20 protein-coding genes are annotated in these 21,758 nt (G+C 76.1%); 16 read left to right on the forward strand and 4 right to left on the reverse strand.

Going from position 1 to position 21,758, the window contains the following annotated elements; all coding sequences use genetic code 11:
• Positions 1-1,037 precede the first annotated feature (1,037 nt).
• From WCD74_RS25785 to WCD74_RS25840, 12 genes are all read left to right on the forward strand, one after another.
• On the forward strand, positions 1,038-1,841 hold the full coding sequence (locus tag WCD74_RS25785; RefSeq protein ID WP_337697769.1) for a hypothetical protein: 804 nt from the start codon (positions 1,038-1,040) through the stop codon (positions 1,839-1,841).
• A complete protein-coding gene (locus WCD74_RS25790) occupies positions 1,838-2,860 on the forward strand; it encodes an HAD-IIA family hydrolase (RefSeq protein ID WP_337697770.1) in 1,023 nt (340 codons plus the stop codon). The genes WCD74_RS25785 and WCD74_RS25790 overlap by 4 nt, the downstream gene beginning before the upstream one ends.
• A 15-nt stretch (positions 2,861-2,875) precedes the next feature.
• Entirely contained in the window at positions 2,876-3,088 is a 213-nt protein-coding gene (locus tag WCD74_RS25795) for a hypothetical protein (RefSeq protein ID WP_337697771.1), read from the forward strand.
• A 5-nt stretch (positions 3,089-3,093) separates the two neighbouring features.
• Complete coding sequence (locus WCD74_RS25800) at positions 3,094-3,924, forward strand: TlyA family RNA methyltransferase (protein ID WP_337697772.1); 831 nt, start codon at positions 3,094-3,096, stop codon at positions 3,922-3,924.
• A gap of 20 nt (positions 3,925-3,944) precedes the next feature.
• Complete coding sequence (locus WCD74_RS25805) at positions 3,945-4,850, forward strand: NAD kinase (protein ID WP_337697773.1); 906 nt, start codon at positions 3,945-3,947, stop codon at positions 4,848-4,850.
• Positions 4,851-4,979: 129 nt separating this feature from the next.
• On the forward strand, positions 4,980-6,830 hold the full coding sequence (recN, locus tag WCD74_RS25810) for a DNA repair protein RecN (RefSeq protein ID WP_337697774.1): 1,851 nt from the start codon (positions 4,980-4,982) through the stop codon (positions 6,828-6,830).
• A 131-nt stretch (positions 6,831-6,961) separates the two neighbouring features.
• A complete protein-coding gene (steA, locus tag WCD74_RS25815; protein WP_373696133.1) occupies positions 6,962-8,179 on the forward strand; it encodes a putative cytokinetic ring protein SteA in 1,218 nt (405 codons plus the stop codon).
• Positions 8,176-9,093 carry a copper transporter gene (locus WCD74_RS25820; protein WP_337697776.1) on the forward strand — a complete coding sequence of 306 codons (918 nt, stop codon included), beginning with the start codon at positions 8,176-8,178 and terminating at the stop codon, positions 9,091-9,093. Before steA ends, WCD74_RS25820 begins: the two co-directional genes overlap by 4 nt.
• A 44-nt stretch (positions 9,094-9,137) precedes the next feature.
• Positions 9,138-10,904, forward strand: coding sequence for a CTP synthase (gene pyrG / locus WCD74_RS25825; RefSeq protein WP_337697777.1), 1,767 nt, complete (start codon positions 9,138-9,140; stop codon positions 10,902-10,904).
• On the forward strand, positions 10,901-11,584 hold the full coding sequence (locus tag WCD74_RS25830; RefSeq protein WP_337697778.1) for an NUDIX domain-containing protein: 684 nt from the start codon (positions 10,901-10,903) through the stop codon (positions 11,582-11,584). Before pyrG ends, WCD74_RS25830 begins: the two co-directional genes overlap by 4 nt.
• Before the next feature lie 52 nt (positions 11,585-11,636).
• Entirely contained in the window at positions 11,637-12,557 is a 921-nt protein-coding gene (xerD, locus tag WCD74_RS25835; RefSeq protein ID WP_337697779.1) for a site-specific tyrosine recombinase XerD, read from the forward strand.
• 10 nt (positions 12,558-12,567) lie between these two features.
• Entirely contained in the window at positions 12,568-13,734 is a 1,167-nt protein-coding gene (locus tag WCD74_RS25840) for an acyl-CoA dehydrogenase family protein (RefSeq protein ID WP_337697780.1), read from the forward strand.
• Here the strand turns inward: WCD74_RS25840 and WCD74_RS25845 are convergent.
• The 3 genes from WCD74_RS25845 to WCD74_RS25855 are packed head-to-tail and all read right to left on the reverse strand — an operon-like array spanning position 13,731 to position 17,764.
• Positions 13,731-14,933 carry a CaiB/BaiF CoA transferase family protein gene (locus tag WCD74_RS25845; RefSeq protein WP_337697781.1) on the reverse strand — a complete coding sequence of 401 codons (1,203 nt, stop codon included), beginning with the start codon at positions 14,931-14,933 and terminating at the stop codon, positions 13,731-13,733. The two genes, WCD74_RS25840 and WCD74_RS25845, sit on opposite strands and share 4 nt — an antisense overlap.
• Before the next feature lie 12 nt (positions 14,934-14,945).
• Positions 14,946-16,529, reverse strand: coding sequence for a thiamine pyrophosphate-binding protein (locus WCD74_RS25850; protein WP_337697839.1), 1,584 nt, complete (start codon positions 16,527-16,529; stop codon positions 14,946-14,948).
• On the reverse strand, positions 16,526-17,764 hold the full coding sequence (locus WCD74_RS25855) for an MFS transporter (RefSeq protein ID WP_337697782.1): 1,239 nt from the start codon (positions 17,762-17,764) through the stop codon (positions 16,526-16,528). Before WCD74_RS25855 ends, WCD74_RS25850 begins: the two co-directional genes overlap by 4 nt.
• Before the next feature lie 152 nt (positions 17,765-17,916).
• On the opposite strand from WCD74_RS25855, the gene WCD74_RS25860 reads away from it, so the two are divergent.
• Positions 17,917-18,504 (forward strand): hypothetical protein, encoded by a 588-nt coding sequence (locus WCD74_RS25860; protein ID WP_337697783.1) that lies wholly within the window; start codon positions 17,917-17,919, stop codon positions 18,502-18,504.
• A 5-nt stretch (positions 18,505-18,509) separates the two neighbouring features.
• Here WCD74_RS25860 and WCD74_RS25865 read toward each other — a convergent pair whose 3' ends face one another.
• Complete coding sequence (locus tag WCD74_RS25865; RefSeq protein WP_337697784.1) at positions 18,510-19,298, reverse strand: IclR family transcriptional regulator; 789 nt, start codon at positions 19,296-19,298, stop codon at positions 18,510-18,512.
• Positions 19,299-19,495: 197 nt separating this feature from the next.
• Here WCD74_RS25865 and WCD74_RS25870 point away from each other — a divergent pair, with 197 nt between their 5' ends.
• Genes WCD74_RS25870 through scpB form a run of 3 tightly spaced genes read left to right on the forward strand, consistent with a single transcriptional unit; the run spans position 19,496 to position 21,749 of the window.
• Entirely contained in the window at positions 19,496-20,383 is an 888-nt protein-coding gene (locus WCD74_RS25870; protein ID WP_373696134.1) for a ParA family protein, read from the forward strand.
• A complete protein-coding gene (locus WCD74_RS25875; RefSeq protein ID WP_337697786.1) occupies positions 20,380-21,183 on the forward strand; it encodes a segregation and condensation protein A in 804 nt (267 codons plus the stop codon). The genes WCD74_RS25870 and WCD74_RS25875 overlap by 4 nt, the downstream gene beginning before the upstream one ends.
• Entirely contained in the window at positions 21,129-21,749 is a 621-nt protein-coding gene (gene scpB, locus WCD74_RS25880) for an SMC-Scp complex subunit ScpB (protein WP_373696135.1), read from the forward strand. The genes WCD74_RS25875 and scpB overlap by 55 nt, the downstream gene beginning before the upstream one ends.
• Positions 21,750-21,758 lie beyond the last annotated feature (9 nt).

Below are 21,758 nucleotides of genomic sequence, written 5' to 3' on the forward strand. Positions count from 1 at the left end.
TTGCATGACCCATATCTCGAGAGTGAACGGTGCTGCCGAGGTTCTCGGCGGCACCCTTCGATGCGGGGCAGGACGGAAGCGTCCTGCCCCGTTTTCGCATGTCAGGAGGCCGATCGGTGAGCGTGGACCCACAGGACGGCCGGGGCGACCGATCGTCGTCCACCCCGGAGGACCGACGCCGGACCGACGACTCGCGCGACAACCGGCGCACCGGCGGAGACCGCCGGGCCGGTCGGGACGACCGTCCGGGTCGCCCTCCCCGTGGCGACGACCGCGGACGCGGCGGCCGCCAGGACGACCGGGGCCGCCCTTCGCGCGGGAGCTCCGACCGCGGAGGCTCGCGCGATCAGGCGGCACGCGGCCGCGACGCCGGCGGAGCCCGGGAGGACCGTCGACCGCGCACCGACCGATCCGCCGGCGACCGGGCGCGGGACGACCGCCCTCAGCGAGGCCAGGGCGGCCGCGCGGATTCCGACCGGCGTGGGAACGACCGCAGTGGGCGCTCGTGGGACGGCCGACGGGGCGACGGCGGCGACGACCGGCGCGGCCCCCGGGCCGGCTCCGACCGCGGAGGACGGCCGGGTGCCGACCGCCCCCGCGACGACCGCGCCTCCTACGGACGGGCACGGGACGACCGACGCGGCGGCGGTCCCCGGGACGACGACCGGGGTCGGGGCCCGGCGCGCCCGCGGACCGACGACCGGCGCGGCGGGCAGGGCGAGCACCGGACCGACGACCGTCGCCCGGCACCTCGGGGTGAGGACCCCGAGCGGCAGCGCGGCTCGGCGCCGCGGCGGAACGACGCGGCGAGCGCAGGGCCACGACGAGGCCCGGCCTCCGGGGACCGGCGCGGCTCGAGGTCGGAGGGCGCGCCGCGTGGCGGTCAGGGCCGGGACGGCCGACCGCCCCGGGACCGCCGCGAGCAGGCGCCGCGCTCCGAGGAGGACCGGCCCATCCGGCGTCACCAGGACGCGCAGCCGCGGCCGACCGAGCCGGCGCTGCCCGAGGAGATCACCCCGGACCTGCTGGACGGCGAGGTGCGCCGTGACCTGCGCGGACTGCCCAAGGACCTCGCGGACAACGTGGCGCGCCACCTCGTGGCGGTCGGGGAGCTGATCGACGACGACGTGCAGACCGCGCTCGCGCACGCCCGGTTCGCCCGGCACCGGGCGTCCCGGGTGGCGGTCGTGCGGGAGGCGTGCGGGCTGGCGGCCTACCACGCGGGCGAGTGGGCCGAGGCGCTCTCGGAACTGCGGGCCAGCCGGCGGATGGGCGGTGCCGCGCACGTGCCGGTGATGGCCGACGCGGAGCGCGCCCTGGGCCGCCCGGAACGCGCGCTCGAGATCGCCCGCAGCCCCGAGTCGTCCGACCTGCCCCGCGACGAGGCGATGGAACTGCTGATCGTCACGTCCGGAGCCCGTCGTGACCTCGGCGAGTTCGCCGCGGCGGTCGTCGGGCTGCAGGTCCCCGAGCTGGACGTTCGCCGCACGGACGACCCGTGGACCTGCCGGCTCTTCTACGCCTACGGCGAGGCGCTGGTGGCCGCCGGGCGTCGTGAGGAGGCCGTGCGGGCCTTCCTCGACGCCGCGCAGACCGACGCCGACGGCGAGACCGACGCCGAGGAGCGGGCCGCCCTGGTGGCGGCGGGCGTGGACACGCCGCCCGCCGAGCTCGCGGAGACCGACGAGACCGAGACCGACGAGACCGAGACCGACGAGTCCGAGACCGACGAGTCCGAGACCGACGAGTCCGAGACCGACGAGTCCGACGGGACCGAGACCGACGAGGCCGACGGGACCGAGGGCACGGACACGACCGCCGCCCGGAGCGACGACTCGTGAGCGGCTCCCGGCACGACGCCCTCCTGGTCGACCTCGACGGCACCGTCTACGCCGGGCCCACCGCGATCCCGGGCGCCGTCGAGGCCCTGGAGGCCGCCCGCGATCGGGGCCAGACGGTCTCCTACGTCACGAACAACGCCTCGCGCGCGCCCGGGGCGGTCGCCGGGCACCTGTCGGAGCTCGGCCTGACCGTCACCGAGGACGACGTCGTCACGAGCGCGCAGGCGGGTGCGGCGGTGCTCGCGGCGCAGGTCGACCCGGGTGCGAAGGTGCTCGTGCTGGGGACCGACGCGCTCGCCGACGAGATCACCGCGGTCGGGCTGACCCCGGTGCGGGCCGACGACGACGGCCCGGTGGCGGTCGTCCAGGGCCACTCCCCGGAGACCGGGTGGCGCCAGCTCGCCGAGGCCGCCCTGACCCTGGCGCGGGGCGCGCTCTGGGTCGCGTGCAACGTCGACCCGACCCTGCCGTCGGAGCGGGGCCTCCTCCCCGGCAACGGGTCGATGGTCGCGGCGCTGCGCCACGCCAGCCGTCGCGAGCCGCAGGTGGCGGGCAAGCCGGCCGCACCGTTGCTGCGCCAGGCCATGGAGCGGGTGTCCTCGAGCACGCCGCTGGTGGTCGGCGACCGGCTGGACACCGACATCGCCGGCGGGCACGCCATCGACGCGGAGTCGCTGCTGGTGCTGACCGGGGTCTCCACCCCGGCCGACCTGCTGGCCGCGCCGGCCGACCAGCGCCCGACCTTCGTCGCGGCCGACCTCGCCGCCCTGACCGACCCGGAGGCGGTCCGCGTCCGCGCCGACGACGGCTGGACGGCGAAGGTCCGCGACGACGGGTCGCTCGAGCTCGCGACCGGGGGCCCGGGCGGCGATCCCGACGCCCGGGTGGCGGCCCTGCGCGCCCTCTGCGCGTCGCACTGGGACGCCGTCGGCGACGCGACCCGGACCCCCGTCGTGCACGGGGCCGACGACGCCGCCCGCCGGATGATCTCCGCGCTCGGCCTCGACGCCGGGCGGTGAGCTAGCGTGGAGGCCGTGGATCACGGGGCGCACGGCGGGGAGCTGGTGCGGCTGCGCGCGGCCGCCGCCGCCGTCGCGGACCTCGACCACGACCCGTCGGCGACCGACCCGACCGAGCACGCCGACCGCTTCGAGGCGCTCCACGAGGCGCTGGCGGCCGCCCTGACCGACGCCGGGGACGCCGCGCAGCGCCGCGCGGGACCCGACCGCGACCGCCCGCAGAGCTGACACCGGTGGCCCGGACGACGAGTCGGCGGCTCCGGCTGGACGCCGAGCTGGTGCGCCGCGGCCTCGCGCGGTCACGCGAGCAGGCCGCCGCCCTGATCGCGGACGGTCGGGTGACGGTCGGGGGGAGCGTCGCGACGAAGCCCGCGACGGCGGTCGAGACGGCCGCCGCCGTCGTCGTCACCCCGGAGCCGGACGGGACCGTCGACGACTGGGCCAGCCGCGGCGCGCACAAGCTCCTCGGGGCCCTCGACGCCTTCGGGGTCGACCCGGAGGGCCGGCGGTGTCTCGACGCGGGCGCCTCGACCGGCGGGTTCACCGACGTGCTGCTGCGCCGCGGGGCGCGGGAGGTCGTGGCTGCGGACGTCGGGTACGGGCAACTGGTGTGGTCGCTGCGCACCGACGAGCGCGTCACGGTGCTCGACCGCACGAACGTCCGCGCGCTGACCCCCGAGCAGATCGGGGGACCGGCCGACCTCGTCGTCGCGGACCTGTCCTTCATCTCGCTGCGCCTGGTGCTGGACGCCCTCGCCGCGTGCACCGCGCCCGGCGGCGACCTGCTGCCGATGGTGAAGCCGCAGTTCGAGGTCGGGAAGGACCGCCTGGGCGCGGGCGGCGTGGTCCGCGACCCCGCGCTGCGGGCCGAGGCGGTGCTCGCGGTGGTCGGCGCCGCGCGCGAGCGGGGCCTGACGCTGGCCGGTGTGACGGCCAGCCCCCTGCCCGGACCGTCGGGGAACGTCGAGTACTTCCTGTGGCTGCGGCCCGGAACGGGTACGGGGGACACGAACGACACGGACGGCGCGTGGGTGCGCCGGGCGGTCGAGGACGGGCCGCAGTGACGTCATCGACGGGAGAGCGAGTGCGGGACGCGCTGATCGTGGTGCACACCGGGCGCGAGGCGACGCGGAAGGTCGCGTCGACGGTCGCGTCCCGGCTGTGCCGCGCCGGCTTCCAGCTGCGGGTGATGCCCGACGAGTTCTCCTCCGACGCGGGCCTCTTCGACGACCTCGACCCCGACGAACGGCCCCGGCGGATCGATCCCGACGACGACGCCGCCAACGGCGCGGAGATCGTCATCGTCCTCGGTGGCGACGGCACCCTGCTGCGCGCGGCGGAGCTGTGCCGGCAGGCGCGGGTGCCGCTGCTCGGGATCAACCTCGGCCACGTCGGGTTCCTCGCCGAGGCCGACCTGGACGACCTGGACGAGGTGCTGGACGCGGTCGTCGCGCGGTCCTACCGCGTCGAGGAGCGGATGACCGTCGACGTGCAGGCCGCCCAGGACGGCCAGGTGCTGGGCCGGACGTGGGCCCTGAACGAGGCCATCGTCGAGAAGACGAACTGGGCGAAGCTGCTCGACGTCGTGCTCGAGGTCGACGGCCGCCCGGTCTCCGAGTTCGCCTGCGACGGCGTCCTGTGCGCGACGCCCACCGGGTCCACGGCCTACGCCTACTCGGCGGGCGGGCCGGTGGTCTGGCCGGAGGTGCAGGCGATGCTGCTCGTCCCGTCGAACGCGCACGCCCTGTTCGCGCGGCCGCTGGTGGTGTCCCCCGAGTCGCGGGTCGCCCTGGAGGTCTCGCACCGGGGCGACGCCGGGGTGCTGGTCTGCGACGGGCGCCGGACCCTGGACCTGCCGCCGGGTTCGCGGGTGGAGATCGGCCGCGGCGCGACCCCGGTCCTGCTCGCCCGGCTCCGGGTCCAGCCGTTCACCGACCGCCTCGTGCGCAAGTTCGAGCTGCCGGTGCAGGGGTGGCGCGGGCGGCGGTAGGGCCGACCCCACCACCGACCACCACCGACCGCCACCGACCACCGCGGTTCACCGACCGTTCGACCACCTGTTCGATTCCGATCGGCGTGTTCGGCCGTGGGTGTCGGACCCCGTCGTTACAGTGGCCGCGTGCTCTCCGAGCTGAGAATCCAGGGCCTCGGCGTGATCGAGGACGCGACCCTGGAGCTGCATCCGGGGCTCACCGCGGTGACCGGCGAGACGGGCGCCGGCAAGACGATGGTGATCACCGGGCTGCACCTCCTGGGTGGCGGCCGCGCGGACTCCTCCCGCGTGCGGCGTGGGGCGTCGCGCGCGGTGGTGGAGGGCCGCTACGTGCTGCCGGTGGGCGACGACGCCCCGCCCGGCGGCACGGACGAGGAGGCTCCCGAGCCGCACGACGCCGCGGGCATCGCGCGCGACGCCGGGGCGGCGCTCGACGACGACGGGTCGCTGATCGCGGCGCGCACCGTGTCCGCGGACGGTCGGTCGCGGGCCCACCTCGGCGGGCGCTCGGTGCCGATGGCCGTGCTCTCCGACGTCGCCGACGCCTCGCTGGCCGTCCACGGGCAGCACGAGGCGCTGCGCCTGCTCCGCCCGGCGGAGCAGCGCGCGGTGCTCGACCGGTTCGCCGGGGCCCCGGCCGAGCAGGCCCTCGCGCGGTACCGCACGACGCGCGCGCGCTGGCGCACCGCGGTCGCGGAGCTGGCGGAGCGGCGCGAGCGCACCCGGGAGATGGCCCGCGAGGCCGACCTGCTGCGCCACGGGCTCACCGAGATCGAGGCGCTGGACCCGCAGCCGGGCGAGGACGACGCCCTGGTGGCCGAGGCCCGGCGGCTGGCCGACGTCGACGACCTGCGGTCCTCGGCGCTGACCGCGCTGGCCGCGGTCGCCGGGCCGCCCGAGGGCACCGGCGAGGAGCCGGACGCCACCGCCCTGGTCGCCGAGGCCCGGCGCGCCCTGGCCACCGACGATCCCCGGCTCACCGCCCTCGAACCCCGCCTGGCCGAGGCCGCCACGCTGCTCACCGACGTGGCCGCGGAGCTCTCCGGCTACCTCGAGGCCCTGGAGGCCGACCCGGAGCGCCTCGCGTGGGTGCTGGAGCGGCAGGCCGCCCTCAAGGGGCTGACCCGCAAGTACGCCGCCGACGTCGCCGGCGTGCTCGCCTGGGCCGACACCGCCCGGGAGCGGCTCGAGTCCCTGGACACCTCCGACGAGGCGATCGCCGCGCTCGCCGCGGAGGCCGAGCAGCTCGGCGCCGAGCTCGTCGGGCACGCGACCGAGCTGTCGGCGGTGCGCACCGAGGCGGCCACCCGGCTCGCGGAGGCGGTGAGCACGGAGCTCGACGGGCTCGCGATGGCCGCGGCGACGGTGCAGGTGCAGGTCGGGCACAAGGACAGCACCGGAGCCGACGCCCTGGAGATCGACGGCCGGCGGGTCGCAGCCGGGCCGGACGGGGTCGACGAGGTGGAGCTGCTGCTCGCCCCGCACGCGGGCGCGCCGCCGCTGCCGATCGCGAAGGGCGCCTCCGGCGGCGAGCTCTCGCGGGTGATGCTGGCCGTGGAGGTGGTGCTGGCGGGCGCCGACACCGTGCCCACGCTGGTGTTCGACGAGGTCGACGCCGGGGTCGGCGGGCGCGCCGCGATCGAGATCGGGCGGCGGCTCGCCCGGCTGGCCGAGACCCACCAGGTCGTCGTCGTCACCCACCTCGCCCAAGTCGCGGCGTACGCCGACCGGCAGCTGGTGGTCGACAAGGGGTCGGCCACCGCCGGCGTCACCCGCAGCTCGGTGCGCACGCTGGACGACTCGCAGCGCGTGGTCGAGCTGGCCCGGATGCTCGCCGGCACCGAGGAGACCGAGACCGGGCGGGCGCACGCCGAGGAGCTGCTGGCCGCGGCCGCGCACGACCGGCGGGGCGTGCCCGAGCCGACCCCGATCACTCAGGGCGGACGGCGCCGCGGTCCGCGCCGCAAGGCCGGCTGAGCCGGACGGACGCGGGCCGGCACCCACCCGCGCCTCGTGTGACTCGTGGTGCGCCCGGGACGAGTGAGACCTGAGAGGTTCGTCGGCGTGGCGGCGTGTCCGGATCGTGATCGCGCGTCAGCATCGTCGGCATGCGATGGCCTGGACGTGGGACCCGGACCCGGGAAGCGCCCCCCGGCGTGAGCGGCACGGCCCGGATCGGCCGCCGCGGCGCCGCGGGCGGCGCGACCGACGCGGCGTACCTGCGCCGCCTGGGCCCGGGCGACGTCGCGGTCATCGACCAGGTCGACCTCGACCGGGCCACCGCGTCCGCGCTGCTCGAGGCCGGGGTGGTCGGGGTGGTCAACGCGGCCCCGTCGATCTCCGGCCGCTACCCCAACCTCGGCCCCGAGATCCTGGTCGAGGCCGGGGTCACCCTGGTCGACGACTGCGGGCCGGGCGTCTTCACCGACCTCGCCGACGGGTCCACCGTGCGGCTGCACGACGGCGCGGTGCACGTCGGCGACCGGGAGGTGGTCCGCGGGTTCGCCCAGGACCGCGACACCGTGGCCGACCTGCTCGACGAGGCCCGCGGCGGGATGGCCGCCCAGCTCGAGGCGTTCTCGGCGAACACCAGCGAGTTCCTCGGCCGCGAGCGGTCGCTGCTCGTCGACGGCGTCGGGGTCCCGGCGATCTCGACGTCGATGCGCGACCGGCAGGTGGTCGTGGTCGCGGGCGGTCCCGGCACCGCCGAGGAGGTCCGCGCGCTCACCGGGTTCATCCGGGAGTTCAAGCCGGTCCTGGTCGGGGTGGGCGACGGGGCGGACGCGCTGCGCGAGGCCGGGCACAGTCCCGCCGTCGTGCTGGGGACGGTCGCCGAGCTGGACCCCGCGCTCGCCCGGAAGGCCCGCGACGTCGTCGTGCCCGCCGACCCGGACGGCTTCGTCGCCGGGCTCGCCCGCATGCAGGACCTCGGCGTCGACCCGATCGCCTTCCCGTCCTCGGCCAACCCGGAGGACATGGCCCTGCTGCTCGCGCACGCCCACGGGGCGGCGCTGGTGGTGGCCGTCGGCTTCGACGCGAGCCTCGGCGGCTTCCTCGACCGCGGCCGCTCCGGGTCGATCCCCTCCACGTTCCTGACGAGGCTGCGGCTCGGCCCGACGCTCGTCGACGCGCCCGCCGTGCTCGCCCTGTACCGCAGCCGCGTCTCGATCTGGACCCTCGTCATGCTCGTGCTCGCCGTCCTGGCCACCGCGGTCGTGGCCGCGCTGGCCCTCGGCGCGGGCCCGTCCCTGGTGCTGCTGCTCGAGACCGGCGGCCGTGCGGTCGGCACCTGGGCCACGACGGTGTTCCGGAGCGTCGTCGGATGATCTCGTTCCGGTACCACGTCGTCTCGCTGTGCGCGGTCGTCCTGGCGCTCGCCCTGGGCGTCGTGCTCGGCGCCTCGTCGCTCTCGCAGACCATGCTCGGCGCCCTGAGCACCGACCGCGCGGACCTCTCCGGGCAGGTCGGCACGCTCACCGCCGAGCGCGACACCGCCCGCGCCCAGCAGGCCGCGGCCGACCGCGTGCTGGCCGGCGCCGCACCCGCCGTCGTCGGGGGCGCGCTGGCGGACCGGACGGTGGTGCTGCTCGCCGCGCCCGGCGCCGACCCGGCCGACCTGGAGGCCGTGACCGGGCTCGTCGGGCAGGCCGGGGGACGGGTCACCGGCACGCTCGGTCTGACCGACGCCGCGCTGGCGCCCGACCGCGCGGACGCCCTGCGGGGCCTGGTCACGCGCGTGCTCCCGGCCGGCGTGCAGCTCCCGTCGACCACCGACGCCGGCACGCTGACCGGCGCGCTGCTCGGATCGCTGGTCACCGCCGGGCGCGGGCCGTCGAGCTCGCCCGCCGAGATCGGCACCGCCTTCACCGCCCTCGCCGACGGCGGCTTCCTGGCCCCCGGCGTCGCACCCGTCCCGGCCCAGCTCGCGGTCGTCGTGGGCGGGGACCCCGCGCCCGGTCCCGACGCGTCGGGGCGGGCCACCGCCCTCGCGCACCTCGCGGGCGGGGTGCGGGCCGGGGGCGCGGGCACCGTGCTCGCCACGCGGTCCGCCGACGGGGCCGTCGCCACCGCCCGGACCGACCCGGCGGTGCGCGACGTCTCCACCGTCGACGGCATCGGCGCGACCGCGGGCCGGCTCGCCACGGTGCTCGCCGCGGCCGAGCAGGCCGGCGGCGGGGCGGGCGCCTACGGCTCGGCCCCGGGCCTGTCCGCGCTGCCGCCGCGGACCCCCGCGGCCTGAGGTCCGCGCCGCTCACCCGGTCGGCGGTGTTAGGGTGAGGTTCCGTGCAGCACCCCCGGACCACCAAGCACGTGTTCGTCACCGGGGGCGTCGCGTCCTCGTTGGGCAAGGGCCTCACGGCGTCCAGCCTCGGCCAGCTGCTCACCTCGCGCGGTCTGCGCGTGACGATGCAGAAGCTGGATCCGTACCTCAACGTCGATCCCGGGACGATGAACCCGTTCCAGCACGGCGAGGTCTTCGTGACCGAGGACGGCGCCGAGACCGACCTCGACATCGGGCACTACGAGCGGTTCCTCGACCGGGACCTCTCCGGCCGCGCCAACGTCACCACCGGGCAGGTCTACTCCGACGTCATCGCGAAGGAGCGCCGCGGGGAGTACCTCGGCGACACCGTCCAGGTCATCCCGCACATCACCGACGAGATCAAGTCGCGGGTGCTCGCGATGCGCGACGGCGGGGACGGACCCGCACCCGACGTCGTCATCACCGAGATCGGCGGCACGGTCGGCGACATCGAGTCGCTGCCGTTCCTGGAGGCCGCCCGCCAGCTGCGCCACGAGGTCGGCCGCGACAACTGCTTCTTCCTGCACGTCTCGCTCGTGCCGTTCCTCGCCCCGAGCGGTGAGCTGAAGACCAAGCCGACGCAGCACTCGGTCGCGGCGCTGCGCAACATCGGCATCCAGCCCGACGGGCTCGTGCTGCGCGCCGACCGGCACATCCCGGAGGAGATGACCCGCAAGATCTCGCTGATGTGCGACGTCGACGAGGACGGCGTCGTCGCCTGTCCGGACGCGCCGTCGATCTACGACATCCCGCGGGTACTGCACTCCGAGGGGCTCGACGCCTACGTGGTGCGTCGGCTCGGCCTGCCGTTCCGCGACGTGGACTGGGCGGTGTGGGGCGACCTGCTCGACCGGGTCCACCAGCCGTCGGAGACGGTGACGATCGCGATCGTCGGGAAGTACGTGGACCTCCCGGACGCGTACCTGTCGGTCACCGAGGCGGTGCGCGCGGGCGGGTTCGCGCACCGTGCGCGGGTCGCGATCCGCTGGGTGCCCAGCGACGAGTGTCAGACCCGGGAGGGTGCGCAGAAGGCGCTGGACGGGGTGCACGGCGTGCTCGTCCCCGGCGGCTTCGGCGTGCGCGGCATCGAGGGGAAGATCGGCGCGCTGGACCACGCCCGCCGCCAGCAGGTCCCCGCGCTCGGGCTCTGCCTCGGGCTGCAGTGCATGGTCATCCACGCCGCCCGGGCCCTCGCGGGCATCGAGGCCGCGAACTCCGCGGAGTTCGACCCGGCCACCCCCGACCCGGTCATCTCGACGATGGCCGAGCAGACCGACGTGGTCGCGGGGGAGCGGGACATGGGCGGCACGATGCGTCTCGGCGCCTACCCCGCGGTCCTCGCCGCCGACACCGTCACCCGCGCCGCCTACGGCACCGGCCGGGTCTCCGAGCGGCACCGCCACCGCTACGAGGTCAACAACGCCTACCGCGACCGGCTGGCCGCCGCGGGCCTGGTGTTCTCCGGGACCTCCCCGGAGGGCACGCTCGTCGAGTTCGTGGAGCTGCCCCGCTCGACCCACCCGTTCTTCGTCGGCACCCAGGCGCACCCCGAGTTGAAGTCCCGGCCGACCCGGGCGCACCCGCTGTTCGCGGCGTTCGTCGCGGCCGCGCTGCGCCACGACGCGTCGTCGAGGCTGTTCGGCGGCTCCGACACCGAGGACACCGCGGACAGCCCCGAGCAGGACCTGGAGGGCGACGACCCGGTCGACGCCGAGGCCGCCCGGCTCGAGTCCTCGGCGCTCTCATGAATCCGCGCTCGTCGGAGACGCCCGACAGCCTGGCCGACCCGCACGGCGGGCACCCGCCGCACTCGTTCGACGTCGTCGACTCCGACGTCCTCTACGAGGGCGCGATCTTCGCGCTGCGCGGCGACCGGGTGCGCATGCCCGGCGGCCGGGTCGCCACCCGGGAGAAGGTCGAGCACTACGGCGCGGTCGCGGTCGCCGCGCTCGACGACGAGGACCGCCTCGTCATGATCTACCAGTACCGGCCGGCGATCGGGCGCCGGATCTGGGAGATGCCCGCGGGCCTGCTCGACGGCGGGTCGGAGGAGGCCCCCGTCGAGGCCGCGAAGCGGGAGCTGGTCGAGGAGGTCGGGGTCGAGGCCGACGACTGGTCGACGCTCGTCGACGTCGTGGGCTGCCCCGGGTTCGCCGACGAGTCCGTCCGCGTCTTCCTCGCCCGCGGCCTGCGCACGGTGGACCGGCCGGAGAGCGGGGACGACGAGGAGGCCGACCTCGTGATCCGCCGGGTGCCGCTGGACGACCTCGTGGCCGGCGCCATGTCGGGCGCCGTCGTCAACGGGCCGTGCATCGCGGGGGTGTTCGCGGCCGCCGAGGTCGTCGCGGGCCGCTTCGCCCCGCGCCCGGTCGACGCCCCGTGGCTCGATCGGCCCACCCAGTACGTCCGGCGCCGCACGGCGGACTGACCCCGGCGCGGCACCGGGGCGGCGGGCGCGCCCGGCCGTACCGTCGGGAACCGTGGAGCCCGCGGACGTCGTCCAGGTCTATCTGGACCACCTCGACGTCGAGCGCGGGATGTCCGTCCACACGCTGACCAACTACCGCCGTGACCTGTCGCGCTACGTCGAGCACCTGGCCGCCCTGGGCCGCGCCGACCTCGCCGAGGTGACCGCGGCCGACGTCGGGACCTTCCTGGTCGCGCTGCGGACCGGGCAGGACGGGCACCGGCCGCTGGCGACGTCGAGCGCGTCGCGGGCCGTCGTCGCCGTCCGGGGGCTGCACCGGTTCGCGCTGGCGGAGGGGGAGGTCGCCGTCGACGTCGCCGCCGAGGTCCACCCGCCGGCGCCCCCGCGCACGCTGCCGAAGGCGCTGGACGTGGACACCGTGGAGCGCCTGCTGGAGGCGCCGTCGGCCGAGGACCCGCGCGGGGTCCGCGACCGGGCCCTGCTCGAGCTGCTCTACTCCACGGGAGCGCGCATCAGCGAGGTGGTCGGCCTGGACGTGGACGACGTCGACACCGAGCAGCGCACCGTCCTGCTGTCGGGCAAGGGCGGCAAGCAGCGCCTGGTGCCGGTCGGGCGCCCGGCGCTGGCGGCGCTGGAGGCCTACCGGGTGCGCTCGCGGCCGGGGTTCGCGGTGCGGGGGCGGGGCACGCCGGCGCTGTTCCTCAACGCCCGCGGCGCCCGGCTGTCGCGGCAGAGCGCCTGGAACGTCCTGCGCGAGACCGCCGAGTTCGCCGGGATCACCCAGGAGCTCTCGCCGCACACCCTGCGGCACTCGTTCGCCACGCACCTGCTCGACGGCGGCGCCGACCTGCGGGTGGTGCAGGAGCTGCTCGGCCACGCGTCCGTGACGACGACGCAGATCTACACCATGGTCACCGTGGACCGGCTGCGCGAGGTCTATGCGACCTCGCACCCGCGGGCGCGCGCGGGTTAGCGTCGCGGCCATGGACTTCTCCGAGTCCGAGGACCACCGCCTGATCCGCGAGGCGGTCCGGGACGTCTGCGCGAAGTACGACGACGAGTACTGGGCGGCGTGCGACCGCGAGCACGCGTTCCCGTGGGCGTTCTACGACGACATGGCCGCCGGCGGCTGGGTCGGCATCGCGATCCCGGAGTCCTACGGCGGCGGCGGGCAGGGCATCGATGCCGCGTCGGTCGTGCTCGAGGAGGTCGCGGCGTCGGGCGCGTGCATGAACGGCGCCAGCGCGATCCACATGTCGGTGTTCGGGATGCACCCGGTGGTGCTCCACGGCAGCGAGGCGATGCGGGCGCGCTATCTCCCGCGGATCGCGACCGGCGACCTGCACGTGGCGTTCGGGGTGACCGAGCCGGACGCGGGGCTGGACACGACCGCGATCACCACCCGGGCCGAGCGGGACGGCGACGTGTACCGGGTCCACGGCCGGAAGGTGTGGACGTCGAAGGCGCTGGAGTCGGAGAAGGTGCTGCTGCTGGTGCGCACCACGCCGGCCGAGCGGTGTGCGCGGCGCACCGACGGGTTGTCGCTGCTGCTCGCGGACCTGCGCGACCCCGCCGTCACGATCACCCCGATCCGCAAGCTCGGCCGCAACGCGGTCGCCTCCTGCGAGGTGGCCTACGACGGTCTCGAGGTGTCCGTCGACGACCTGGTCGGCGAGGAGGGGCAGGGCTTCCGGTACCTGCTCGACGGGCTCAACGCCGAGCGCGTGCTGATCGCGGCGGAGGCCCTGGGCACCGGCCGGGCCGCCCTGCGCCGCGCGGTGGCCTACGCGCGGGAGCGCCGGGTGTTCGGGCGCTCGATCGGCGCGAACCAGGCGGTGGCGCACCCGCTGGCGGAGGCCCACGCGCGGCTGCACGCGGCGTCGTTGGTGGTGCGCGAGGCGGCGTGGACGGTGGACCGGGGGGCACCGGCCGGGGAGGCGGCGAACACGGCGAAGTTCGTGGCCGCGGAGGCCGGCTTCTTCGCCGCGGACACGGCGGTCCAGGTCCACGGCGGCTTCGGCTACGCCGAGGAGTACCACGTCGAGCGCTACTTCCGGGAGGCCCGCCTGCAGCGCCTCGCTCCGCTGCCGCAGGCCATGGCGCTGAACTACCTGGCGCAGTCGGTCCTGGGGCTCGAGCGGTCCTACTAGACGACGCCGCGCGCCGCGAGGTCGTCGATCTCATCGGCGGACAGGCCCGCCTCGGCGAGGACCTCGCGGGTGTGCGCACCCAGTTCGGGGCCGAGGTGGTCGATGCGGCCCTCGACCCCGCCGATGCGCGGGACCGGTGCCTGCACGAGCAGGCTGCCCAGCTGGTCGTCGGGGACCCGCCGGAACACCTCGCGGGCCACCATCTGCTCGTCGGCGACGAGGTCGGTCACGTCGTAGACCGGGGCCGCGGCGATCTCGGCGGCCTCGAAGACCGCCATCGCCTCCGCCAGCGTGTGCCGGGCGACCCAGTCCGCGACCACCGCGTCGACCTCGGCGGCGCGGGCCAGGCGCCGTTGCGCGTCGGCGAGGTCCGGGTCCTCTGCGAGGTCCGGCCGGCCGATCGCGCGGAAGACCCGCAGGGCGACCGTGGGGGCGCTGCCGGACATCGCGAGCCAGCGCTCGTCGGCGGTCCGGTAGGTGTTGCGGGGCGCGGAGATGTCCCAGCGGTTGCCTGCCCGACGGGGCACGGTGCCGGTCGCGTCCCACGTGAGCACGGACTGCTCGAGGAGCCGTGCCAGCGGGTCCAGCAGGTTCACGTCGACCAGCCGGCCGTCGGCGCCGTGCACGTCGCGGTCGTAGAGCGCGGTCATCACCGCGTACGCCGCGTTCAGCGACGCGACCGAGTCGGCGAGCATGAACGCGGGCAGCGTCGGGGGTCCGTCGGCCTCGCCGGTGAGGTGGGCGAACCCGCTCATCGCCTCGCCGAGCGTGCCGAAGCCCGGCCGGTCGCTCTTCGGGCCGGTCAGCCCGAACCCGGTCACGTGCAGCATCACCGTGCGCGGGTTCTCGGCGTGCAGCCGCTCGAAGTCCAGGCCCCAGCGGCGCAGCGTGTGCGGGCGGGTGTTGGCGACGACGACGTCGGAGCGGGCGGCGAGCCGCCGGGCGAGGTCCTGGCCGTCGGGGGTGCGCAGGTCGATCGTCACCGACCGCTTGTTGCGCCCGAGGCTCTTCCACATCAGGCCCACGCCGTCGCGCCGGGCGCCCCAGCCGCGCAGGGCGTCGCCGACGCCCGGCGGCTCGATCTTGACGACGTCGGCGCCGAACTCGCCCAGGTAGGTCGCCGCCAGCGGCGCCGCGGCCAGCGAGGCCATGTCCAGCACCCGCAGGCCGTGCAGGGGCAGTCGCGCGGGGTCGGCCACGCCGGCACCCTCTCAGCGCAGTGAGCAGACCACCACGAGCGGGGCCCGGCGCTCCGGGAGCCCCGGGACGACCTCGTCGAGGAGCCCGGTCAGCGCCCCGACGGTGTCCACGCGGCGGGCCTCGCAGCCGAGGCCGGTCGCGAGGGTCGCCACGTCGACCTCACCGAACCCGGGCCACGGCGCCTTGCCCCCGGCCTCCGTCGCCAACCGGTCCATGATCGCGTAGCGGCCGTTGTCCATGACGAGGACGAGCACGCCCACGCGGTAGTGCGCCGCGGACCAGAGGCCCTGGACGCCGTAGAGCGTGGACCCGTCGCCGACGACGGCCACCACCGGCCGGTCCGGTGCGCCCAGCTTCACCCCGATCGACGCCGGCACCCCGAACCCGAGGCCGCCCTGCGCCGCGGAGAGGAAGCCGAGGGGTGCGCGGGCCGGGACGAGCCGGTGCAGGTCCGGGCGCGACGACGGGGTCTCCTCGACGACGACGGCGTCGGCCGGGAGCCGGCGGGCGAGCTCGACGAACACGGTGGGCGCGTCGAGCGGGCCGTCGGCCGCCGGTGCGAGTGGCGCCGTTCCGACGTCAGGGGTCAGCACCGGGCCATCGCTGACGCGGGTGGGGAGAGCGGCCGTGAGCGCGGCGACCGTCGCGGCCGGGTCGGCGAGGACGGCGAGGTCGGCGCGGCTGTGGTGGGCGTCCTCGGCGTCGTCGGTGACCAGGGCGATCGTCGTGCCCGGCTCCACCAGGTCGCCCGGGGAGTACTGGTACTGCCGGAACACCGGGGCGCCGACCACGAGCACCAGGTCGTGCCCGGCCAGGGCGGACCGCAGCGCGGCGCGCTCGGGGGGCAGGTGCCCGGCGAACCGCGGGTGGTCCTGCGGGAACCCGGCCCGGGCGGCGAACGCCTCCTGCCAGGCGGGCGCGTCGAGCCGGTCGGCCAGCTCGACCAGCGCGGCCCACGCGGCGGGGGAGTCCGCGTCGGCGCCGACGACGAGGGCGGGCGAGCGGGCGCCGGCGACGAGCGCCGCCAGCTCGCGCACGGACCCGTCGTCGGGACGGAGCCCGCGGCGGACGACGGCGGGGGAGGGGAGGGCCCGCGGGTCGGCCTCGGCGGCCCAGTCGTCGCTGGGGACGGTCACGACGGCGGGTCCGCGACCGGTGAGTGCCTCGTGGAAGGCCCGGTCGATCGCACCGGGCACGTCCTGCGGGCGTACCGGCGCCGAGGTCCACACCGGGTACGTGCCGCCGAGACCGTCCAGGTCGCCCGCGAGGAACGGACGGGACGCGAGGTGGCGGCGGTCCTGCTGCCCGACCACCACGACCAGCGGGACCCGGTTCACCCGCGCGGTCGCGAGCGCGCCGACCGCGTTGCCCAGCCCGGCGGTGGTGTGCAGGACGGCCAGCGCCGGCCGGTCCGTGGCGGTCGCGTACCCGGTGGCCAGCCCGACGACGGAGCCCTCGTGCAGCGCGAGCACGAAGTCCAGGTCGTCGGGGAGGTCGGTCAGCAGCGTGATCTCGGTGGAGCCGGGATTGGCGAAGATCCGGTCGAGGCCGCGCCGCCGCAGGACGTCGAACGCGGCCTCGCGGACGGTGCTCAGGACGCCGCCCGGTCACGCTCGACCGCGGTCGCGGCCAGGTCGTCCGCCGGCTCGGTGCGCCGGATGAACACGACCGCGACGGCTCCGAGCGCCGCGACCAGGGCGAAGAAGTAGAAGCCCCACGGGTAGGCGACACCGCCGGCGACGAGCGCCCCGGTGAACGCGGGCCCGGAGATCGCCCCGAGGCGACCGACGCCGCTCGCGGAGCCCAGTGCGGTCCCGCGGGCGGCGGCGGGGTAGATGCGGCCGACCCAGCTGTAGACCAGCACCTGGGAGGAGAAGACGAAGATGCCGGCGAGCAGGATCGCGACGTAGACCGCGGCGCCGGGCAGCCGGATCGAGAGCAGGGCGAGGAATACCGCGGCGACCGCGAACCAGGTGATGGTGGCCGGGCGGACGCCGATCCGGTCGGCGACCCGGCCGCCGACCAGCAGGCCGATCACCGCGCCGACGTTCAGGGCGAGCAGCTGGAACAGCGCCTGGGTCAGCTCGTAGCCGGCCAGCCGCATGATCTCGGGCAGCCACGTGTTCAGGCCGTAGACCAGCAGCAGGCCCATGAACGAGGCGACCCAGAAGGCGACCGTGGCGACGCCGAACCCGCCCCGGAACAGATCTCCGACCGGGTTCTTCCGGCTGCCGGCCGCGCGGGCCACCGGGGCGGTGTCGGCGGGCAGGCGGCGCAGCATCAGCGGCACGAGCACAACGGCGGGCACCGCGCCGACCACGAACATGAACTCCCAGCCGAGCGAGCTCACCAGCAGGGCCCCGAGCAGGGACGCGGCGACCGCCCCGACGTGGTAGCCGGTCATCAGGACCGTCGTCGCACTGTTCCCGCGCCGCGGCGGTGCGTGCTCGGCGGTCATGGCGAGCGCGACCGGCAGCACGCCCCCGAGCGGCACCCCGGCGAGGAAGCGCAGCACCCCGAGGCTCACCGCGCCGGTCGCGAACGCGCACGCGGCGCCGAGGACGGAGAAGGCCAGGACGCAGGCGACGACGGTGCGGCGCCGGCCCCAGACGTCGGACACCGGCCCCACGGCGAGGGCGCCGACCATGACGCCGACGAGCCCGACGGTCGCCACCGTCGTCGCGGCCCCCGGGCTCAGCGCGAAGGACGGGTCGCGGCGCAGCACCGGGATGACCACCCCGAGCACGACCAGGTCGTAGCCCTCGAGGGCGACGGCCGACCACGCCAGCCACCGCACCCAGGTCGAGGACGCGTTCGTCGTCGCCGTCATCACCGCCGCCCTCCTGGCCCGACACCCCTGTCGCGCCGTCGGCGGAGTATGTGAGCGGTCACGGTGTGCGGTCACCGGGCTCTCTCACTGAGCGGAAACGTGCCGGGTCCCGCTCACGGCCGGCCGACGGAAACGGACATATCGTCACGGTCGTGCGGTGGCTGCCGGTCGTGCTCGGTGCCGTGGTGCTCCTCGCGGTGTCGGCGTGCGGGAGCGCGCCGCCGTCCCGCGGCGAGGTCGAGCAGCGGGTCGCGGCGGCGGTGGCCGAGGCCGAGGGCGGGCCGGTGGTGACGGCGTCGTGCGAGGACCCGGTCGTCGACGAGCAGGTCTCCTGCCGGCTAGTCACGGCCGACGGGCGGCGCGGCTGGGCGGGCGTCACCGTCTCGGAGGCGTCCCGCGACCCGCTGAGCGCCCGCGAACGCGCCGACCCGCTGACGCTGCCCGACTCCCCGGGACACGTCCTGCGCTACCGGGGCGCGCTCGTGCTCGACGCCGCCGGCGGGTACGACCGCACCTTCCCCGCCCCGTTCGGCACGGACGCCCTCGCCGTGGGCCGGACGCTCACCCTGGAGGTCGGCCTGGCGCTGCGGTCGCTCGGACGCGCGGGGGTGGTGCCCTTCTCCTGCCCGTCGCCGGTGGTCGGGGCCACCGTGACCTGCACCGGACGCGACCCGGTCCGGTCCGCCCAGGTCGACCTCGTCGACGCCGGGACCCTGCGGCTGCGCTTCGCGGTGGTGTGAGCGCGTCAGGCGCGGTCCTGCGGACGCACCCCGAGGCGCCGGGAGGCCGTCGCCGCCGCCACCTGCACGGCGGGCACGTAGGGCGGGAGGGGGTCGGTCGCGGGCACGACGACGGCGAGGGCGGCGACCACCCGACCGTCGGCGCCGGCGACCGGGGCGGCCACCGACGACACCCCCGCCGTCATCTCCTCGTGCGAGAGGCAGTGCCCGGTCCGGCGGACGTCGGCGAGGGCCGAGCGCAGCGCGGCCGGGTCGGTGATCGTCCCCGGCGCCAGCCGGGGCAGGCCCCGGGAGATGATCTCCTCGACGAACGCCGCCGGGGCGTGCGCCAGCAGCACCTTGCCCGGCCCGCTGGCGTGCAGCGGCATGTCCCGCCCGACCCGCGAGCGCACCGTGTGGTCCTCCCGCCCCGCGAGCCGTTCGACGAACAGGGCGCGGTGCCCGTCCAGGACCACGAGGTGCACCACGTGCCCGGTGACCGCCGCGAGGTCCTGCATCGGGGCGAGGGCGGCCTCGCGCAGGGTCCGGGCGGTGGGGGCGAGGGCGCCGATCCGCCACAGCCGCAGCCCGACCCGGTACCGGCCGCGCCCGACCCGCTCGAGCGCGCCCCACGCCACCAGCTCCGCGACGATGCGGTGCGCCGTGGCCGGCGGGAGACCGGTGAGGGTGACGATGTCGGCCAGCGCGAGCTCGGGGGCGGCGTCGGAGAACGCACCGAGCACGCCCAGGGCACGACCGAGCACGGAGCGTGGTGTCTCCTCCGCCGCCCCGGTGTCGCCCCCCTCCGACGTCATGGCGCAGAGCATCCCCCCGAACCGCGTCCGCCACACCCCGGCGCGTCATGATGGCCCCGCTCGGGCCCCCCTCCTAGCCTGGGCGGACGACGGGGGCGGTGCTCGACCGGTGCTCTGCCGGTGCTCTCCCCGCGTCACCCGGGAGGAGGACGATCGCGATCATGTCGGCACCACTCTTCGATGCCGAGTCGCTCCGGATGGGTGAGCCGGCCCGCCCCGACGTCGCCGACGTCTCCGCCGTGGCCCCTGCGGTGGAGCCGCCCGACCCGACGTCCCGGCCCCGCCGCGAGGTCCCCGACCCCGCGCCGCTGTCCGGGCACGGCCCCGCGACCGTGCTCGCGATGTGCAACCAGAAGGGCGGCGTCGGCAAGACCACGTCCACGATCAACCTCGGTGCCGCCCTCGCGGAGTACGGCCGGCGGGTGCTGCTGGTCGACTTCGACCCGCAGGGTGCGCTGTCGGTCGGGCTGGGGGTGCAGCCGCACGAGCTGGACACCACGATCTACAACCTGATCATGGAACGCCGCGTGACCCTGGACGACGTCGTCCTGAAGACCGCGGTGGACGGTCTGGACCTGCTGCCGTCGAACATCGACCTGTCCGCGGCCGAGGTGCAGCTGGTCAGCGAGGTCGGCCGGGAGCAGACGCTGGGCCGCGTGCTCGCCCCGGCGCTGGCGCACTACGACTACGTCCTGGTCGACTGCCAGCCCTCCCTCGGCCTGCTCACGGTCAACGCGCTGGCCTGCGCGCACGGCGTGCTGATCCCCCTCGAGTGCGAGTACTTCTCGCTGCGCGGGGTGGCGCTGCTGATGGACACGATCGAGAAGGTGCAGGACCGGCTGAACCCGGATCTCGAGATCACCGGCATCCTGGCCACCATGTACGACCCGCGCACCCTGCACACCCGGGAGGTGATGGCCCGCGTGGTGGAGGCGTTCGGCGACCTCGTGTTCGACACCGTCATCAACCGGACCGTCCGCTTCCCGGAGACGACGGTGGCCGGCGAGCCGATCACGCGGTGGGCGTCGCGCTCGCAGGGGGCGGAGGCCTACCGGGCCCTGGCACGTGAGGTCATCGCCCGGTGACCCTCACCCCGGAGCGCACCGAGGAGCGGACCGGTTTCCAGGTCACCCTCGACAACTTCACCGGCCCGTTCGACCTGCTCCTGCAGCTGATCGGCCGCCACGAGCTCGACGTCACCGAGGTCGCGCTCTCCCGGGTCACCGACGACTTCATCGCCTACGCCGCCGCGCTCGGCGGGTCCGCCGACCTCGAGGAGACCACCGGCTTCCTCGTCGTCGCGGCCACCCTGCTCGACCTCAAGGCGGCGCGGCTGCTGCCCAGCGCCGAGGTCGAGGACGAGGACGACCTCGCGCTGCTCGAGGCCCGGGACGTGCTGTTCGCCCGGCTGCTCCAGTACCGGGCCTACCAGCAGGTCGCGGGGCTGTTCCGGGAACTCGAGTCCGCGGCGCGGCTGCGCTACCCGCGGGCGGTGTCGCTCGCGCCGGAGCTGGCCTCGCTGCTGCCCCCGGTGGAGCTCGGCGTCGACGCCGCCGGGTTCGCCGAGGTGGCCGCGGCGGTGTTCCGGCCCTCGCCGCCGCCCACGGTGGGGCTCGACCACCTGCACGCTCCCTCGGTGTCGGTGCCCGAGCAGGTGACGCTCATGAGCGGGCGGCTGGCGGCGGCCGGGCAGCTGACGTTCGCGCAGCTGTGCGCGGACTGCGAGCACGGCGCGGAGGTCGTCGGGCGGTTCCTCGGGGTGCTGGAGATGTACCGGTCGCGCCAGGTCGCCCTCGACCAGTCCGAGGCGTTCGCGGAGCTCGCCGTGCGCTGGGCGCCGGACTCCGACGACCGCGGGACGGCGGCCCTGGACCCGGAAGCATGAGCGTTCCCGACGACGAGGCCCTGCCCGGCCTGGGCACGGAGCAGGAGCTGGGCGCCGCGCTGGAGGCCGTGCTCATGGTCGTCGACGCGCCGGTGCCGGCGGTGCAACTGGCGGAGGTGCTCGAGGAGCCGGTGGCCCGGGTGACGGCCGCCCTCGAACGGCTGGCGGAGTCCTACCGCGACCACGGTTTCGAGCTCCGCCGCACGGACGAGGGCTGGCGCTTCGCCTCCCGGGCCCGGTTCGCGCCCTACGTGGAGCGGTTCGTGCTCGACGGCCAGCGCGCCCGGCTCACGCGGGCGGCGCTGGAGACGCTCGCCGTCGTCGCCTACCGCCAGCCGGTGACGCGGGCGCGGGTATCGGCGGTGCGCGGGGTCAACGTCGACGGCGTGATGCGGACGCTGAGCGCCCGCGGGCTCATCGTCGAGGCGGGCGTGGACGGCGCGACGGGCGGGACCCTGTACCGGACGACGGAGCTGTTCCTGGAGCGTCTGGGTCTGGGCTCGCTGGACGACCTCCCGCCGATCGCGCCGCTGCTGCCCGAGGTCGACGACATCGACGAGCTGTGACCGTGGTGC

It is taken from the genome of Actinomycetospora aurantiaca, from assembly GCF_037401875.1.
GTDB classification, from domain to species: domain Bacteria; phylum Actinomycetota; class Actinomycetes; order Mycobacteriales; family Pseudonocardiaceae; genus Actinomycetospora; species Actinomycetospora aurantiaca.

Coding starts and splice junctions, on each gene's coding strand:
- steA (WP_373696133.1), top strand. CDS start 6,962: ATGCGATGGCCTGGACGTGGGACCCGGACCCGGGAAGCGCCCCCCGGC.
- WCD74_RS25820 (WP_337697776.1), top strand. CDS start 8,176: ATGATCTCGTTCCGGTACCACGTCGTCTCGCTGTGCGCGGTCGTCCTG.
- WCD74_RS25830 (WP_337697778.1), top strand. CDS start 10,901: ATGAATCCGCGCTCGTCGGAGACGCCCGACAGCCTGGCCGACCCGCAC.
- WCD74_RS25840 (WP_337697780.1), top strand. CDS start 12,568: ATGGACTTCTCCGAGTCCGAGGACCACCGCCTGATCCGCGAGGCGGTC.
- WCD74_RS25855 (WP_337697782.1), bottom strand. CDS start 17,764: ATGACGGCGACGACGAACGCGTCCTCGACCTGGGTGCGGTGGCTGGCG.
- WCD74_RS25865 (WP_337697784.1), bottom strand. CDS start 19,298: ATGACGTCGGAGGGGGGCGACACCGGGGCGGCGGAGGAGACACCACGC.
- WCD74_RS25870 (WP_373696134.1), top strand. CDS start 19,496: ATGGGTGAGCCGGCCCGCCCCGACGTCGCCGACGTCTCCGCCGTGGCC.